The organism is Bradyrhizobium neotropicale (genome assembly GCF_001641695.1).
GTDB lineage: Bacteria > Pseudomonadota > Alphaproteobacteria > Rhizobiales > Xanthobacteraceae > Bradyrhizobium > Bradyrhizobium neotropicale.
Map to the genome: position 1 here is coordinate 64,788 of NZ_LSEF01000098.1, position 15,525 is coordinate 80,312.

Here is a 15,525-nt window from a genome sequence, read left to right on the forward strand (position 1 = left end):
CTCCGTTTATTTGTTTTCGAGCGCGCGGCGCTTGGCTTCGGCATCGATGGTGTTGGCGAGATCGGGATGCCGCGCCATCAGCACGCGGAAGTCGACGAGGTCGAGCACCAAAAGCCGCGACACTTTCGTGGTCGAGACACTGGCACCCCGCACATTGTTGCCGAGCAGCGCCATCTCGCCGAAGAAGGCGCCCTCGCCGAGCTGCACCTTCTTGCCGGGAAGGTCGACCTCGACCTCGCCGGCGGCGATGAAATACATGCAGTCGCCCTGCGCGCCCTTCCGGATGATCATGGTGCGCGCCGGCAGCTCCATGGTTCGCAGCATATGGGTGACGTCGGCGATCGCCGCGGGGCCAAGCGCTGCAAAGAACGGCACCTTGCTGACGGATTCCCAGGTCTTGAGGAAATTGTCGCGCCGGGTCTCGGCGGCAAAGCCGGTCGCCAGAATACCGGTCCAGAGTCCGAACACGCCGAGGCCGGAGATCATCACCAGCGCAGCCACCATGCGGCCGAGCGGCGTCACCGGCACGACGTCGCCGTAGCCCGTGGTCGTCAGGGTCACCACCGCCCACCACAGCGCGGCCGGGACGCTGCCGAAGGTCTGCGGCTGCACGTCACGTTCCAGGAAATATTCGGCGACCGAGGCGAGGAACACCACCATCAGGAAGATCACGAGCACGCTGAGCAGCGGGCCCGATTCCAGCACCAGCACGCGGCGCAGCTGCCGCAGGCCGGGAATGCCCGGCACCACCTTCATGACCCAGAGCACGCTGAGCAGCCAGGCCGTCCTGAGCTCGACACCCAGCACCAGGGCGATCGGCACGGCCAGCGCTCCGATCGCATCGACCAGCCCCGCGGACGAGGACATATAGAGCGAAAGACGTCCTTGCCGCCTCATGTGGCGCAGCCGGACCACCCATTCGAAAACGAAGTAGAGGAGGCAGACCCACAAGAGGCCGTCGAGCCAGCGGTACGCGGCATCGTAGGCCGGGTTGACCGTTAGTAGCACCATCGCCCCGACGCCGACGATCACCGCCCCATAGGCCGCTTTGGTCATGTTGCGGCCGGCCGTGGCAGCCACGAACTGCGCCAGAACGGGGATCAACGGCTTGGACATGCGGGAAGGCGGCCCGGGCTTTGGGTAGGTTTTCGAGGTCCCGGCTGGGACGTCGGCGCCAAAGTGCCTGTGCGGGCGGGGGCCGTCAACGACGGCAAATGGCGCGTAGGCGTGCCATTGCGCATATCAGGGCACAGGCACCCGGCGCAGCCATGGGATACGGCGGACTCCGCCGCTACTTGAAGTGCGGCGGCTCGTCGTAGCCGTGGCGGCTGCTGAAGAACAGCAGCACCATCAGGCCGATGCCGACGACCACCGAGAACCCTGCGCCCAGCGCCAGCGCCACATAGCCTTCCGTCGGGATCGGGTCTCCCTCGATCGTCATCGCGGAATAGCCGAAATAGCCGACCGCTGCCAGCATTCCCAGAAGGAGGATGACGAGGAGTGTACGCATGCAGCGTTCTCCGGTTGTATCCGGGGCACCAACGACCGTGAATCGAGACGGTTCCCGGGTTCCGGCGGTTCACCCGAAATACCCTGCAGGGTTTCCGCGGCTGCGCCTGCGCGCTCAGGCGCTCTGCGCGGTCTTCACCACCACCACATTGCTGTCGTCGTGTGGAACGGGGTCGGCCTTCTCCACCTCGGCAGCATGGCGTTTCAGGTAGTCACGGCGCATGCCGATCTCGTCCCGGACGAATTCATAGCCGAGCTTGAACGTATCGAGGCCGTCGGTACTGATGGTGCCGTCTCTGAGTCCGATGACCGCGCCGCGCAGAATGCCCTCCAGCTCGTCCTGAAGACATTCGAGCTGATCCAGTGAATGGGCATGCTCGATGCGCTCGCCGATATCGAGGATCGCGGTGGACAGCTTGCTGGCCTTTTCCGGCGCCACCCTGGTGATCTTGGTGTAGATCGCGGCGAAGATCGAGCCGATGATGCTGAGCGCGGCGGCGCCCAGATACATCATGTCGCTGTACTTATCCATGAACGACTTGGTGTCGTCGTTGATGTAGTCGGCCGCGCCCTGATGCGCCATCACGAAGGCGTCCTTCTCGGTCGAGGCCGGTTCGATCCTCGTGGCAAAGCCATTGTCGAGCCCGAGCGCGGACTTGTTCTCGTAGACGATACGCGCGAGGTCGCCGCCCGTGGTCAGGGACATCTTGGACTGCGCGACCAGGAGCCATTCGAGCCCGATCGTATCGAGGTCATCGTCCGGAATTTCAGGCGAGGCGGACAGCGTGCCGGCCGTCAGCGTCTCGTCGGAAATGCCGGGGAATTTGCGCGCCAGCGCCTTGGCTTCGTCGATCGCATTCAGTGTGAACCCGCCATGCTTGGCGACCTGCTCGTAGGCCTTGTCGCGCACCGCGCGGGATGCGTGGACAATGGCGATCACTGCGCTAAAGCCGCTGGACGGCGCGAACAGCTTGTCGAGCGTCGCGCCCTGCGGAGCCATCTGGATCTTCGCGGCGTCCGGACCGTCGGGGATGTCGAGGATGCTGCGCACGAAGGCGAGCGAGGACTCGTTCTCGGCGACAACGGCGACCTTTTTCTTCTTCAGCTCGGCGAGCGATTTGATCTTCTTGTTGCCGGGGCCGAGCAGCAGCACGAGATCGTGCTCCAGGATCGCCAGCGTGCGTGCCCGTGGCGGCACTTTGGCGTCGGTGCGCAGGATGGCGAGATCGGCCTGCCGGCGGTCGAACTGTGCGAGCGCCCTGGCATTGTCAGGGTTGTTGACGATCTTGATCCGGAAGCGCGAGGCGTTGTTCTTCAGAAGCGCGGCGAGCTTGGTCGCAAACAGTGCCTCGTCGCTGTTGGGGGCGCCGACGGCAAAGGTCAGCGTCTCTGAATTGTGCAACAAGGCCCGGCCGGCCCAGACGGTGACAAACGACAGAAGCAGGGTCAGCACGACGTACAGAAGGACCTGCTGCTGATTGGTCTTGATCACCTTGCGGCGCAGGGTCCGTCGCGGCTCGGTCGGTGCCGTCGGGCCTTCAGTACTCATGGCAGCACTCTGGCCTTATGCGGGATGGCGGGCGGCGGCGGATCTGCCGGCCGCGCGCGCCTGAAATTTCGTACACGCCTGAAAAAAAGAACGATATTCTCTATCTGGGGATGATAGCGCTCCGGCCCGAGAATGCAAATTTCGAGCCGAAGGTAACCTTACTTGGACCGTCCGCGGCGATTGGTCGTCCTATCGCCGTTCGGCCACAGTTGGTGATTTTCGAGTTCCCCCGGATGCATTCCGCCGCGGGAGATGTCATAAATGACCGATCCCGGGGATTTGGCCGGACCCAAGAAGAAGTTGCGCTGAACGCTCCATTTTTTGCTTCCCACGTCAATGAGGGCGCCAGCTTTGTCGTTTCCACCCATGTCATCGGCGATTCCGGTTGAAGCGCTCATTGGCTGGATGTTGCTGCTGACCTTCAAGCACATCATGGCCGATTTCGTCCTGCAAACCGCCTGGATGGCGCACGGCAAGGACCAGAAGCACGGCTGGGGTCTGCCGCTGCTCGTGCATTGCCTGATTCACCTTGCGGTTGCGCTGCCGCTGATCCTGATCGTGGCGCCGCGCTTCTGGTTCGTGGCCCTGATCGACTTCGGGATTCACATCATCGTCGACCGCGCCAAGGGTCTCGTCTCGGCCAATCTCCATGTCAACCAGGAGCATCCCTGGTTCTGGACCTTGATCGGTGTCGACCAGGCGCTGCACCATCTCACCGGCTTCGGTCTCTCCATCTTCATGGCCGCCAACTGAAGCTGGCTGCCTGCCGATGGGCAGGGCGATTGCGGGTGCGTGGTGCGCTGAAGTTTCCACAGCGTCATGCCCGGCTTGTCCCGGCCAACCACGTCTTACCGCACGGCACAAAGAACGTGGATGCCCGGGACAAGCCCGGGCATGACGACTGCTGCAGATCCGCATATGCGATCGGATACCCGATGGGGGCCGGACCGATTCGCGGCGTGGGCGCAAGGACCCCGGGTGACTACCGGTCAGTGTGGTTAACCTTTCATTAGAGAATTGCGCGGCATCTTCCGCACACGAGGGAGAACTGCAATGTTTTCAAGCCGCGATACCTTTGAAAGCGATTTCTGCCCGGTCCGCGACGAACTCCTTGGCGAGATGTATCGCGCCAATGAGAGCGGCCTGCCGAGGCTGGTTGAGAGTGTTTCCCCTGACGTCCGCGCCAGGCTGGCGCTGTTCTGCTATCGCCGCAGCCATTTGCATTCGCTGGCGGTCGCGATCGCAGCGAGCTGCAGCGAGCGCGACCTGATCGAGAGCGGTGGCCGCGTCGGCTCGACGCTCTACGCGCTGTCGCGCGAACGCTCGGCCAAATCGACGCCGTCTCTGTCCGGCGGCCGCAAGCCGATCACGCTGTCAACCAAGCCGCTCTCGGTGCTTGCGCCGCTAGAGGATGAGTTCGACGACGAGATCAGCGAAGCCGTGCCGGCTTAAGCTACCACGATCGCCGGCAGTCCGAATTTGCGCCGCGCCATCGCGCATTCGGCATCACCCGGCATGCAGGTGCGGCACACTTCCGGCCGCGCCTGGTAGATGCCACAAGCTGTCGTCTTCCCGATTTCCCCTTGCAACGCTGCGCAGCGATCGCCCTCGCAGCGCATGCCGGATTGCCGGTCGTTGACGAGCTTCTCCGGAATCAGCGCGAGCTCCTCGTCGCTCTCGATCGAGAAACGCGGCCAATTCGCCGAATAGCCGCAGCAGGCGCCGCACGCCTGGCAGCAGCTCGACAGATCGGTGGTGGACATCTCATCGATCGCCATCACGTGTCCTTCGGCGGACCCCAGACCAGGCTCTGCCGCCATTTCGCCCGCAGCACGTCGCGCCGCTCCGGATATCTTTCGTCGAGATAGGTTGCCTCCACCACGCGGTCGGTGCGGAAGCTGCGGAAGTCGCTGCGCAGCTCGCACCAGGCTGCAAGCAGGCGGACGGCTTCGAGATAGCCGACCGCGATCGGCCAGATCATGCGCTCGCTCGGGCGGCCCTGCTCGTCGCGATAGCGCAGCATGATCTTCTTGCCCTCATGGATCTGGGTACGCGTGCGCACCATGTCCATCCGGTCGGGCTCCCTGTTCCAGCTCGGCCGCGCGCGGCTCGCCGGCTCGAGCACGAAGGGGCGCAGGCGTTCGGGCACGGTGTCGGCGATCTTGGCCATCAGGTCTTCGGCCGCGCGCGCGAGCGCCGTGTCGGCGTGGCCCGCGACCCATTGCGCGCCCAGCACCGCCGCCTCGATCTCGTCCGGCGTCAGCATCAAAGGCGGAAGGTCGAAGCCCTTTTCCAGGATGTAGCCCATGCCGGCCTCGCCGCGGATCGGCACACGCTGGCCGATCAGCGTGGCGATGTCGCGATAGACGGTGCGCTTCGATGTCTCGAGCTCGGCCGCGATCGCGTCGGCCGTGAGCGGTTTACGGCTGCGCCTCAGCACCTGGATGATCTGAAACAGCCGGTCGGCACGTCTCATGACAATTCTCTTTCCCTGATCGCAGGCGGCTCAAAAAACGGCGCGCTGATGCTGACAGGATGTTGGCAGCAGGGGAGTTCTATACCGGGACAACGCTTCGACTGAAGAGGATTTGTCCATGATCATTCGCACCCAATTCGGCACGGCCGTCCCGCTCTGGCGGGTGCAGGCTTCGCTGCACGCCTTGCTGCATACCTGGGCGTTCGGCCGTCTCGCGTCTCTCGATCTCATGTTCGTCGACTTCCGCCTCGCGCTGGCGAGCCTTGTGACCCGCTCGCTGGTCCAGGTCGCGGACACCCTGGTCCGCCACCTCATGGGCCAGGCCTGGCGAGGGGCTCGTTTCGCCAAGGATATCACGGCTGCTGCCACCATGGTGGCAGCAGCCGGACGCTAGGTTCCAATGCATCTTTCGAGGATCAGGAGAGCAGACATGATCACCCTCTACGGCTTCGGTGTCGGATTCGGCCTGCCGGAAATCAGCCCCTTCGTCACGAAGACCGAGGTGCAGCTCAAGATGGCGGAACTGCCCTATCGGAAGGAGCGGGCCATGCCGCCCGCGTCGCCCAAGGGGCAGTTGCCCTTCATCGACGATGACGGCGAGGCGGTGGCCGATTCCACCTTCATCCGCGCCCATATCGAACGCCGCTACGGGTTCGACTTCGACGCCGGCCTCTCCTTGCAGCAACGCGCGCAGGCCTGGGCCTTCGAGCGGATGATCGAGCATCACGTCTACTGGGCGCTGGTCGGCGCGCGCTGGGTCGATCCGGTTAATTTCGCCAAGGGGCCTGCGCATTTCTTCGACGGCGCGCCAGAGCACAACCGCGAGAAGCTGCGCGAGGATGCGCAATTCCGCGTCGCCGAAAACTATCTGCTCTCCGGCCTTGGCCGCCACGCGCCGGATGACGATGTCGATCTCGCCGTGCGCTCGCTGTTTGCGCTCTCGGTGCAACTCGGCGACAAGTCCTATCTGATGGGCGAGAAGCCCTGCGGCGTCGATGCGTCCGCGTTCGGCGTGCTCGCGGGAATCCTGACCCCGTTCTTCGACTCCAAGCTGCGCGGGCGGGCCGAGGAGTTTCCGAACCTCACCGCCTATGTCGACCGGATGATGGGACGGTATTACCCGGAGTTCGCCTGGACCAGGCTTGCGCAGGCCGCTTAGTACGCGGGCCTTTCCGCGGGCACGCTGCACCTCTCCCGCTTGCGGCGGAGGTCGACGCGCTCGCAGAGCGCGGCGGGTGGGGGCTCTCTCCACTCGGGGAATTTCTCGGTAAACCTCAGGCATCCCGACGCGGATACACCCCCACCCCAGGCCTCCCCCGCAAGCGGGAGAGGGAGCGCAGTGAAATTCGGGCCGCAGCCACGATCACCGGCAAAAAGAAAAGAGCCGGCCCGCGGGGCCGGCTCTGACTGTCTCGAAACTGACGCTGTGTTATTTCACGAGCTTGTATTTGCCGTTCGTCACCGTGAGCAGGATGCGCGAGCGCTCGTCGAGGCCGTAGCGATCCTTTTCGGTGAAGTTGTAGACGCCCTGACTGGCCGCCAATTCCTTTTCCGTCAGCAAGGCTTGCCGGATGGCCTCACGAAACTCCGGCGTGCCCGGCTTTGCCGTCTTCAGAGCGACCGGAATGACGCGCTTCAGGAGCTCGAAGGCGTCATAGGAGTGGCCGGCGAACTGGCTGCGGCTGTTCGGGCCGTACTTCGCTTCATAGGCGGTGTTGAGCGCAAGGCCCGGCTTCCTGGTGGCCGCTTCGTCCGGCTGATCCTCGGGGTCCATGACCGGGCCCGAGGCCATCAGCACGCCTTCGGCCGCTTTGCCGGCGATGCGGATGAAGTCCATGCTGGCCGCGCCGTGGGTCTGGTAGATCAGGCCCTGATAGCCGCGCTCGCGCAGCTCGGTCTGGGGCAGCGCGGCCGCGGTGCCGGAGGCGCCGACCAGGATCGCGTCGGGATTGGCGGCGACGAGCTTCAGCACCTGGCCGGTGACCGAAGTATCGGGACGCGCGAAGCGCTCCTCGTCGACGATGGTCACGCCCATCGGCACGGCCTGGGCCTTCAGGTCGTTGAACCAGAGGTCGCCGTACGAATCGGAATAGCCGATATAGCCGACGGTCTTTACGCCCTTGGACTTCATGTGGTCGTAGAGCACCTTGCCCACGATCGGAATCGGCTGCGGCATCGCCACCGACCACTTCATGCGCTCCGGCGTGATCGGAAACGGCGCGAGGCCGAAATGCGGAATGCCGGCTTCGTTGGCGACGTTGGAGACCGCGATCGTCGGCGGCGTCAGCGCCGAGCCCATGATGATGTCGGCCTTGGATTCCGTGACGAAGCGGCGGGCATTGGTGGTTGCCGTGGTCGGGTCGCCGCCGTCGTCGAGCACGATCACCTTCAACGGCACGCCGCCGATCTCTTTCGGCACGAATTCCAGCGCGTTGCGCTCGGGAATGCCGAGGGCCGCGCCCGGGCCGGTCGTGGTGGTGGTGATGCCGATGGTGATTTCATTGGTCTGGGCCAGCGCGGGCAGCGCCGGCAAGGCGAGCGTCGCGGCGGCAATCGCGGCGGTCAGGTAAAAACGTTTCATCTATTCCTCCCTTTACGTGTTTCTTTGAAAGCAGAAATCGGGGGCTGATTCAGCCCCGTCTTTGGATGGTGCGGCGATTTAGCTCCCGATGAATTTCGCCACCATTTCCGGCGGAAACGGCGCCGATTTCAGCTTGTCGGGGTCGTTCGGGTCGCGGCCGACCAGGACGCGGGTCTCGAAGGCTTCGATAGCCAGCGCCTCGCCCTTGTAGACATTGTGCTTCACCTCGAAGCTCGAGCGCTTGATGCTCTCGATCCTGGTTTCGATGGTGATCCAGTCGCCGTGGGTCGAGGGGATGTAGAATTTCGCCCGCGTGTCGACCATGGGAATGCCGACCAGTCCGTATTTGTGGACCAGGTCCTGCTTCGAGAAGCCGGCCTTCTCGAACAGGACCGAGGTCGAATCGTCGAACATGCCGAAATAGCGCGGGTAATAGACGATGTTGGCGGGGTCGCAATCGCCCCATTGGATCTGTACGTCGCGCCGGTTCACGAACATGTGCTGCCCTTGCCCTTGCCGCGCTTACTTCGGTGCCATGCGCAGCGAGCCGTCGAGCCGCACCACCTCGCCGTTGAGATAGGAATTCTCGACCATGTGCAGCGCGAGCGCCGCGAACTCGTCGGCGTTGCCGAGCCGGCGCGGGAAGGGGATCGCAGCCGCAAGCGAATCCTGGGCTTCCTGCGGCAGGTTGGCGAGCAACGGTGTCAGGAACAGGCCGGGCGCGATGGTGAGCACGCGGACGCCGAACTGCGCGAGCTCGCGCGCGATCGGCAGGGTCATGCCGACGATACCGCCCTTGGACGCGGAATAGGCCGACTGCCCGATCTGGCCGTCATAGGCGGCGACCGACGCGGTGTTGATGATGACACCGCGCTCGCCGGTGGCCTGCGGCTCGAGCTTGGACATCTCGGCTGCGGCAAGGCGCAGCATGTTGAAGGTGCCGATCAAATTGACCTTGATCACCTTGTCGAAGTCGGAAAGGGCCATAGGCCCGTCACGGCCGACGACGCGCTTTGCGACGCCGATGCCGGCGCAGTTGACCAGCACGCGCGCCGGACCATGGGCCTTGGCGGCCTGCGCGATCGCAGCTTCAGCGGAGGCGGCGTCGGAGACGTCGCAGGCGACAGCCACGCCCTTGATCTCCGCGGCGACAGTCTCGGCGAGCTTGGCGTTGAGGTCGCAGACCGCGACCTTGGCGCCCTGCGCCGCCAGCTTTCGCGCGGTGGCCGCGCCCAGTCCCGATGCGCCGCCGGTGACGATGGCTGCCTGATCCTTCAACAACATGGCGTTCTCCTTTGGCGGATGTTTGGTTAGCCGACCGATATCACACGGTCCGATGGATTGGCAGCATAGAGCTCCTCGATCAATGCGGCCCTATGCTCGAGCACCGCGCGCTGGTTGATCGAACCCTTGTCGGTGACTTCGCCCTTGTCGATCGACAGCGGCGTGTCCAAGAGGATCGCGCGCGTGATCCGCGTCGAGGAGCCGGTGGCCGCGCCGAGGAAGCGGGTTAGGCGCTCGCGAAAGGCGTCGCGGATCAGACGGTCGCGTGCTGTCACGACGAGGTCGTCGGCCGCCAGCGTTGGATTGACCAGCCGGCAGCCGTCGAGGTCGAGCACCACGAGCGCGGAGATCTCGTCACGGTTGATGCCGGCGATGACGACGTCACGTACCAGCGGCGCGCAGGCCGCCACGAAGCGTGCGCGCAGCGGGCCGACGCTGACCCAGGTGCCGCTCGCGAGCTTGAAATCCTCGCTGACGCGGCCGTCGAAGTCGAAGCCGGCGTTGAGATCGTCGGGATCGGCGGGCTTCAGCGCGTCGCCGAGCTTGTAAAAGCCCTCCTCGTCGAAGGATTTCGCGGTCACGTCGGGCTGGCGCCAGTAGCCGGGCATCACGTTCGGGCCCTTGGCACGCACTTCCAGCTTGCCGTTGTTCGGCACGAGCTTGGCGTCATTGCCCGAGACCGGCAGGCCGACATGGCCGGAGCGGCTGGTGCGCGGATTGACCGACATGAAGAACGGCGCGGTCTCGGTTGCACCGAGGCCCGTCAGCATCGGCACGCGATAGCCCTTCTCCTTGACCGCGAGCTCGTCGAGGCTGTTCCAGACGAAGGGCGAGAGCGCCGCGCCCGAGAAGAACATCGCGTGCAGGCGGTCGAAGAATTTTGCGCGCAGCCCCTGGTCGTCGCGCAAATAGGGCAGCAGCGATTCATAACCCTTGGGCACGTTGAAATAGACCGTCGGCGAAATCTCCTGGAGATTACGCACGGTCTCCTCGATGCCGCCGGGCACCGGCTTGCCGGCGTCGAGATACATCGAGCCGCCATTGTAGAGCGTCAGTCCGATATTGTGGTTGCCGCCGAAGGTGTGGTTCCAGGGCAGCCAGTCGATGATGACCGGCGGCTCGTCCTTGAGGAAGGCCAGCGTCTCGCGCAGCATCACCTGGTTGGCGCAGATCATGCGCTGGGTGTTGATGACGGCCTTGGGATTGCCGGTCGAGCCGGAGGTCAGCAGGAATTTGGCGATCGTGTCCGGGCCGATGTTGCCATGCACCTCGTCGAGCGCGGGATGGATCGGCGTTGCCATGAGGTCGGCGAGCAGCGTCACGTCGCGGCCCGGCACGGCGCCGTAGGACGCAGCGATCTCGGTGCCGAGCGAGACGTTGGCAACAAGCGCATCGGCGAACTTGTCGGCGTCCTCGGCGAAGACCAGGCCGGGCGTCAACAGCTTCATCAGATAGGACAGCTTGCCGTAGTCCTTCGACACCAGCGAATAGGCCGGCGACACCGGACAGAACGGAATGCCGGCGTAGAACGCGCCGAACGCGAGCAGCGCATGATCGATCGAATTGCCGGAGAGGATCACAACCGGCCTGTCTGCCGACAGGCCGCGTTGGATCAGCGCGGAGGCGATGTGCCGGCTCGCGGTGAGCAGTTCGGCGTAGGTGATCTTGCGCCAGCCACGCCCGCCTTCGCGCTCGGCCATGAAGGTGCGGTCCGGCGTGGTCTTCGCCCAGTGGTGCAGGCGGTCGGTGATGCGGACGGGATAGTCGCCGAGCGGCTGCGTCGGCCTCAGATAGATCGTGCCGTCCTCGCGCCGCTCGATATTGACTGCGGGGTCGCCGAACGAGATCGGCCGTAGCGGAGAAGTGCTCGCGCCGCGCTCCGTGGTGGAAGAGGACGGCTGCGTGCTCATGACTTCGGCTTCACCTTGGCGGTCTTGTGCTCGAGGAATTCGCGGATCCTGCGTTTCGCCTCCTTGTCGCTCTGCGCCACCGTCGCCATCAGCGATTCCATCAGGAGGCCGGTCTGCGGATTGGCTTCCGCGATCATCGGCAGCGCCTGGAGGACGGCAAAATTCGTCAGCGGCGCGTTGGAGGCGATGCGGGTGGCGAGCTCCAGTGCCTTGCCGAGGCCGTTGCCGGCTTCCGTCACGTATTGCGCGAAACCGTAGGAGGCGCCTTCGGTCGCGGAATAGACGCGGCCCGTCAGCATCATGTCCATCATCCGCGCCACCCCGATCAGCCGCGGCAGCCGCACCGATCCGCCGCCGCCGACGAAGATGCCGCGCTGGCCTTCCGGCAGCGCGAAATAGGTCGAGGGTTCGGCGACGCGGATATGCGCAGCGCAGGCCAGCTCCAGCCCGCCGCCGATCACCGCGCCCTTGAGCGCGGCGATGACCGGCACGCGGCTGTACTGGATACGGTCGAACACACGGTGCCACATCTGCGAATGCAGGAGCCCGCCGGTGGCGTCGTGGTCGGTCAGTTCGGAGAGGTCGAGGCCGGAGGAGAAATGGTCGCCGATGCCGTGGATGACGACCGCGCCGATATCCTCGGGCAGCGTCGCGAAGCAGTCGCCGATTTCCAGGATGATGCCGTCATTCAGCGCATTGCGCTTGGCCGGCCGGTTGAGACCGACGGTCAAAACCCTGTCCGCCCTCTCGATCCTAAGCAGCCCGGAGGCTCCCGCATCAGCGGTGTCGGCGTTTCCCTGTGTCATTTGCGTCCTTGTCAGAATAGTTATATTGTATAACGAATTTCGAGGGAGTCAACAAGGGGAACGGGTTCCCCGCCCGTTGTGGGGCGGGCGAGCTCGCCCCGGAGCCCGCCCAAGAGCGCCTGCGCTGCTGCGGCCATTCTCCGTCGCTAGCCCATCGCTACTCCGTCGCCCTTGGCTCCGTGCTCGCGTTGGTCGAGCCATAACGTGCCGAGCGCGAACGCCAGCCAGCCGAAATCGTAGGCAAAGCCCATGAGCAGAACGGTCCAGCCGGAAAGCGGTCCGACGGCCGCGCGATTGACGAATTCGGCCAGGCTGGCTGCGGGCGTCGGATGGATTGCGATCTTGCCGTAATAGGCGACCGCCTGGATGACGAGAATCCCGGCGTAATTGCGACGCAGCCGTCGCCCTGCAGCGCGGACGAATGAAATGTGATGGCGGGGCGCGGTGTAGTCGCGCGCGAGAATGGCCTGCCAGCTGTCGTCGCGCGCCTCGCGCGTGAACATCGGCGCATAGAAATTCTTCTCCAGCCAGCGGGCCCGGGCCCGCCAGACGTTGAAATAGCGATAGCGCCGCGCCTCCATCGCGAGGAACACGGCGATCAGCAGCCCGACGAGGACGAGCGGCAGGGGCGACGCCTCCGGGCTCGAAAAGGTCGTCGATAGCGCGATGCCCATGGTGACGATCGACCAATTGGTCGTGTTGTCGAGGCGCGTTCGCCAGATCGTCGAGCGATAGACCTCGCCCCGGTAGAGATGGGCGATGGCGCCCATTTCGGCAGGATCAAAGCTGTGATGCGGGCTTGAGTCGCTGGAAGCCATAAGGGACATGGTGGCACTCCCGTGGTCTGCGCAATCTTGCGCACGCATATCCTGAACCTGCTCAGCCCCGGGGCATAGGCCCTGCGTGGCTTTTGCAGGAGGGGATTGATACGGTCCAACCGGGAGGCGGGAGCCTCACATAACCTGATGCACGTCGATCACCACGCGATCCGCGTGGCGCGCGGCTGAGGCGACGAAGATGTGCTGCATCAACCAGCGGTACTTCTCATGCCCCGTCTCGAACTTCGGGACGGTACGGAAGTAGATCAGCTCGGGGGCGACCGGCTCGCCGCGTTTCAGCTTTTGCAGCAGCTCGACCGGGCCGAAGCGCATGCCCTTGTTCTCGACATAGACGGTCGCGCCGTCGTCGGTTTCGAAGGCGTATCTGGCCTCTAAGTCGATCAGCTCGTTGGGGCGGATGGTCTGGAAATCGGCGCCATATGGCAACACCGTGCCGGTCACAGTGCCCGTCACCTCGCCGCCGATGATCGGAATGATGCGGCGAACGCCGATGCCGGTCTCGCCGGCGGTGATGACCTCGCCGATACGTGCGGTGATGGTGAAGACGTATTTGGTCTCGAGGGTGGGGGGCATCGAGTCACCTCCATGTAGCGCGGCAATCGTGCCTTGTATTTCAATGCGCCATCATCCGCGTCGGCAGCCAGGTCGCCAGCAGTGGAAATGCGATCAGGATCACCAGCCGCACCAAATCGGTCGCGACGAACGGGATCACGCCCTTGAAGATGGTGGAGAACGAGACGTCCTTTACCACGCTCTTGATGACGAAGACGTTCATGCCGACCGGCGGGTGGATCAGGCCGAGCTCGACGGTCATGACGATGATGACGCCGAACCAGATCGGATCGAAGCCGAGATGCGTGATCACGGGGAAGATGATCGGCACGGTGAGGATGATCATCGCCATGGCGTCCATCAGGCAGCCGAGCACGAGATACATCACCATGATCAGCGCCAGCACGCCGTAGGAGCCGAGGCCGAGGCCGGTCAGGAATTCCGTGACCTTCTGCGGCGTCTGCGTCACCGTGAGGAAATAGCCGAAGATCAGCGCGCCGATCAGCACGGTGAACACCGCGGCCGCGGTGCGCGTCGCTTGGAGCAGCGAGGCCAGGATCTTCTCCCGGTCGAGCCGTCCGGTGAGCACGCCGATGATGAAGGCGCCGGTGGCGCCGACGCCGCCGGCTTCCGTCGGCGTGAAGCGCGGCAGGAAGGGCAGGCCGTAGAGGCCGCCGATCACGAACACGAACAGCAGGACGGGCGCCCAGATGTCCTTCAGGCCGGCGAAGCGCTCGCGCCATGGCAGCACCTTGCCCTTGGGCAGGAAATCGGGGCGGAAGTACCCGATTAGGCCGATCGTGATCATGTACATGGTCATCGCCAAGAGGCCCGGGATGATGCCGGCGATGAACAGCTTGCCGATGTCCTGCTCGGTGATGATGCCGTAGACCGCGAGCACGGTGGAGGGCGGCAGCATCGCGCCCAGCGTGCCGCCGGCGGCGATTACGCCGGTGGCGAAGGATTGCGGATAGCCGAAGCGGCGCATCTCGGGGTAAGCGACGGCGGAGAAGGTCGCGGCGGTTGCGACCGAAGAGCCGCAGATCGCGGCGAAGCCGCCGCAGGCGCCGACAGTCGCAATGCCGAGGCCGCCGCGTAAATGGCCGACAAAACCGTTGGCGGCGCGGAACAACTCGCGGCTCATGCCGGAATTGCTGACGAAGGAGCCCATCAGCAGGAACATAGGGATGACGCCAAAGGTGTAGTCGGTCACCGTGCGCATCGAGGTCTGGCCGACCAGCTTCAGCGCCGGTGTGGCGCCGACGAGGTAGGAGAAGCCGGACACGCCGACGAGGCCCATGGCCATGCCGACGGGCACGCGCAGCAGCATCAGGGCGAACAGGGAAACGAAGCCGAGTACGGCGACGGCATCGGTGCTCATGGTTACTCCGTCGCCTTCAGCTTGGGGTCGTGCATTTCCTCGGGGTGGAAGATCAGCCGGTAGGTGCGGATCGCGATCAGCAGCACCGCGGAGATGTCGCCGATCCAGGCGATCGCGAAGAACGGCCAGGTCGGCATATGCAGGTCGAACGTCTGCACATTGTCGTTGTAGGTGCCGCGCACCTTGTCGAACAGCGTCCAGGTCTGCACGGTGACGACGAACAGCAGCACCAGCGTCGCGAACACGTCGATCCAGCGCTGGTAGCGCGGTGTGACATTGGCCCAGACCAGGTCCACGGTGATGTGCGTGCCGCGATAGGAGGTCGCGGCGATGCCCCAGAAGATCAGGATGCCGAGCAGCATGCGGCCGATGTCGAAGCTGTCGGGGATCGAATAGTTCAGCGTGTTGCGCAGCAGCACCGACAGGAAGATGTCGAGCGCGACGATGCCGACGAAGCCGGCCGCGATCCATTCGATCATGTCGATAAAGCGATCCATCCAGGCGCGCTTCATGGGGTGGTCCTATCGCGTGATGTCATTCTGGCTCTCGGCTCTAGCGGCGATCCTTCGCCTCTCCCCGCGTGCGGGGAGAGGCCGACGCACGAAGCGCGGCGGGTGAGGGGGAGTCTCCGCGAGCCC

The 15,525-nt window shown here is 64.6% G+C and carries 19 protein-coding genes; 5 read left to right on the plus strand and 14 right to left on the minus strand.

Annotated elements, in window-relative coordinates:
• Positions 1-6: 6 nt before the first annotated feature.
• From AXW67_RS33080 to AXW67_RS33090, 3 genes are all read right to left on the minus strand, one after another.
• Entirely contained in the window at positions 7-1,116 is a 1,110-nt protein-coding gene (locus AXW67_RS33080; protein ID WP_063681300.1) for a cyclic nucleotide-gated ion channel, read from the minus strand.
• Between the two features lie 175 nt (positions 1,117-1,291).
• A complete protein-coding gene (locus tag AXW67_RS33085) occupies positions 1,292-1,510 on the minus strand; it encodes a hypothetical protein (RefSeq protein ID WP_027549576.1) in 219 nt (72 codons plus the stop codon).
• A 114-nt stretch (positions 1,511-1,624) separates the two neighbouring features.
• Complete coding sequence (locus AXW67_RS33090; protein ID WP_063681301.1) at positions 1,625-3,058, minus strand: TAXI family TRAP transporter solute-binding subunit; 1,434 nt, start codon at positions 3,056-3,058, stop codon at positions 1,625-1,627.
• A gap of 17 nt (positions 3,059-3,075) precedes the next feature.
• Between AXW67_RS33090 and AXW67_RS43375 the strand changes: the two genes are divergently transcribed.
• The 3 genes from AXW67_RS43375 (at position 3,076) to AXW67_RS33100 (ending at position 4,510) form a co-directional block, all read left to right on the plus strand.
• Positions 3,076-3,447, plus strand: coding sequence for a hypothetical protein (locus AXW67_RS43375; protein WP_201723747.1), 372 nt, complete (start codon positions 3,076-3,078; stop codon positions 3,445-3,447).
• 16 nt (positions 3,448-3,463) lie between these two features.
• Positions 3,464-3,811, plus strand: a complete 348-nt coding sequence (locus AXW67_RS33095; RefSeq protein ID WP_063681336.1) for a DUF3307 domain-containing protein — start codon at positions 3,464-3,466, stop codon at positions 3,809-3,811.
• 300 nt (positions 3,812-4,111) lie between these two features.
• The gene (locus tag AXW67_RS33100; RefSeq protein ID WP_027549573.1) at positions 4,112-4,510 is read left to right on the plus strand and encodes a hypothetical protein; all 399 of its coding nucleotides are present in this window, start codon (positions 4,112-4,114) and stop codon (positions 4,508-4,510) included.
• Here AXW67_RS33100 and AXW67_RS33105 read toward each other — a convergent pair.
• Positions 4,507-4,836: a YkgJ family cysteine cluster protein gene (locus tag AXW67_RS33105; RefSeq protein WP_430648743.1), complete on the minus strand. Its 330-nt coding sequence runs from the start codon at positions 4,834-4,836 to the stop codon at positions 4,507-4,509. The genes AXW67_RS33100 and AXW67_RS33105 overlap by 4 nt on opposite strands.
• Positions 4,836-5,534: a helix-turn-helix transcriptional regulator gene (locus AXW67_RS33110; RefSeq protein ID WP_027549571.1), complete on the minus strand. Its 699-nt coding sequence runs from the start codon at positions 5,532-5,534 to the stop codon at positions 4,836-4,838. The genes AXW67_RS33105 and AXW67_RS33110 overlap by 1 nt, the downstream gene beginning before the upstream one ends.
• 118 nt (positions 5,535-5,652) lie before the next feature.
• Between AXW67_RS33110 and AXW67_RS33115 the strand changes: the two genes are divergently transcribed.
• Together AXW67_RS33115 and AXW67_RS33120 are read left to right on the plus strand one after the other, a co-directional pair.
• Positions 5,653-5,928: a hypothetical protein gene (locus AXW67_RS33115; RefSeq protein WP_063681302.1), complete on the plus strand. Its 276-nt coding sequence runs from the start codon at positions 5,653-5,655 to the stop codon at positions 5,926-5,928.
• Between the two features lie 36 nt (positions 5,929-5,964).
• Positions 5,965-6,693 carry a glutathione S-transferase family protein gene (locus tag AXW67_RS33120; protein WP_063681303.1) on the plus strand — a complete coding sequence of 243 codons (729 nt, stop codon included), beginning with the start codon at positions 5,965-5,967 and terminating at the stop codon, positions 6,691-6,693.
• A 270-nt stretch (positions 6,694-6,963) separates the two neighbouring features.
• On the opposite strand, the gene AXW67_RS33125 is transcribed toward AXW67_RS33120, so the two are convergent.
• The 9 genes from AXW67_RS33125 to AXW67_RS33165 form a co-directional block, all read right to left on the minus strand.
• Positions 6,964-8,115, minus strand: a complete 1,152-nt coding sequence (locus AXW67_RS33125) for an ABC transporter substrate-binding protein (protein ID WP_063681304.1) — start codon at positions 8,113-8,115, stop codon at positions 6,964-6,966.
• Between the two features lie 78 nt (positions 8,116-8,193).
• Positions 8,194-8,613, minus strand: a complete 420-nt coding sequence (locus AXW67_RS33130; RefSeq protein WP_063681305.1) for an acyl-CoA thioesterase — start codon at positions 8,611-8,613, stop codon at positions 8,194-8,196.
• Positions 8,614-8,637: 24 nt separating this feature from the next.
• Positions 8,638-9,399 (minus strand): SDR family NAD(P)-dependent oxidoreductase, encoded by a 762-nt coding sequence (locus tag AXW67_RS33135; RefSeq protein ID WP_063681306.1) that lies wholly within the window; start codon positions 9,397-9,399, stop codon positions 8,638-8,640.
• Positions 9,400-9,425: 26 nt separating this feature from the next.
• Entirely contained in the window at positions 9,426-11,309 is a 1,884-nt protein-coding gene (locus AXW67_RS33140; protein WP_063681307.1) for a feruloyl-CoA synthase, read from the minus strand.
• Positions 11,306-12,115 carry a crotonase/enoyl-CoA hydratase family protein gene (locus tag AXW67_RS33145; RefSeq protein ID WP_063681308.1) on the minus strand — a complete coding sequence of 270 codons (810 nt, stop codon included), beginning with the start codon at positions 12,113-12,115 and terminating at the stop codon, positions 11,306-11,308. The genes AXW67_RS33140 and AXW67_RS33145 overlap by 4 nt, the downstream gene beginning before the upstream one ends.
• 146 nt (positions 12,116-12,261) lie before the next feature.
• Entirely contained in the window at positions 12,262-12,942 is a 681-nt protein-coding gene (locus AXW67_RS33150) for a DUF2270 domain-containing protein (RefSeq protein ID WP_063681309.1), read from the minus strand.
• Positions 12,943-13,068: 126 nt separating this feature from the next.
• Positions 13,069-13,527, minus strand: coding sequence for a DUF3237 domain-containing protein (locus AXW67_RS33155; RefSeq protein WP_063681310.1), 459 nt, complete (start codon positions 13,525-13,527; stop codon positions 13,069-13,071).
• A gap of 40 nt (positions 13,528-13,567) precedes the next feature.
• Complete coding sequence (locus tag AXW67_RS33160) at positions 13,568-14,887, minus strand: TRAP transporter large permease (protein WP_063681311.1); 1,320 nt, start codon at positions 14,885-14,887, stop codon at positions 13,568-13,570.
• Positions 14,888-14,889: 2 nt separating this feature from the next.
• Positions 14,890-15,399: a TRAP transporter small permease gene (locus tag AXW67_RS33165; protein WP_063681312.1), complete on the minus strand. Its 510-nt coding sequence runs from the start codon at positions 15,397-15,399 to the stop codon at positions 14,890-14,892.
• Between the last annotated feature and the right edge of the window lie 126 nt (positions 15,400-15,525).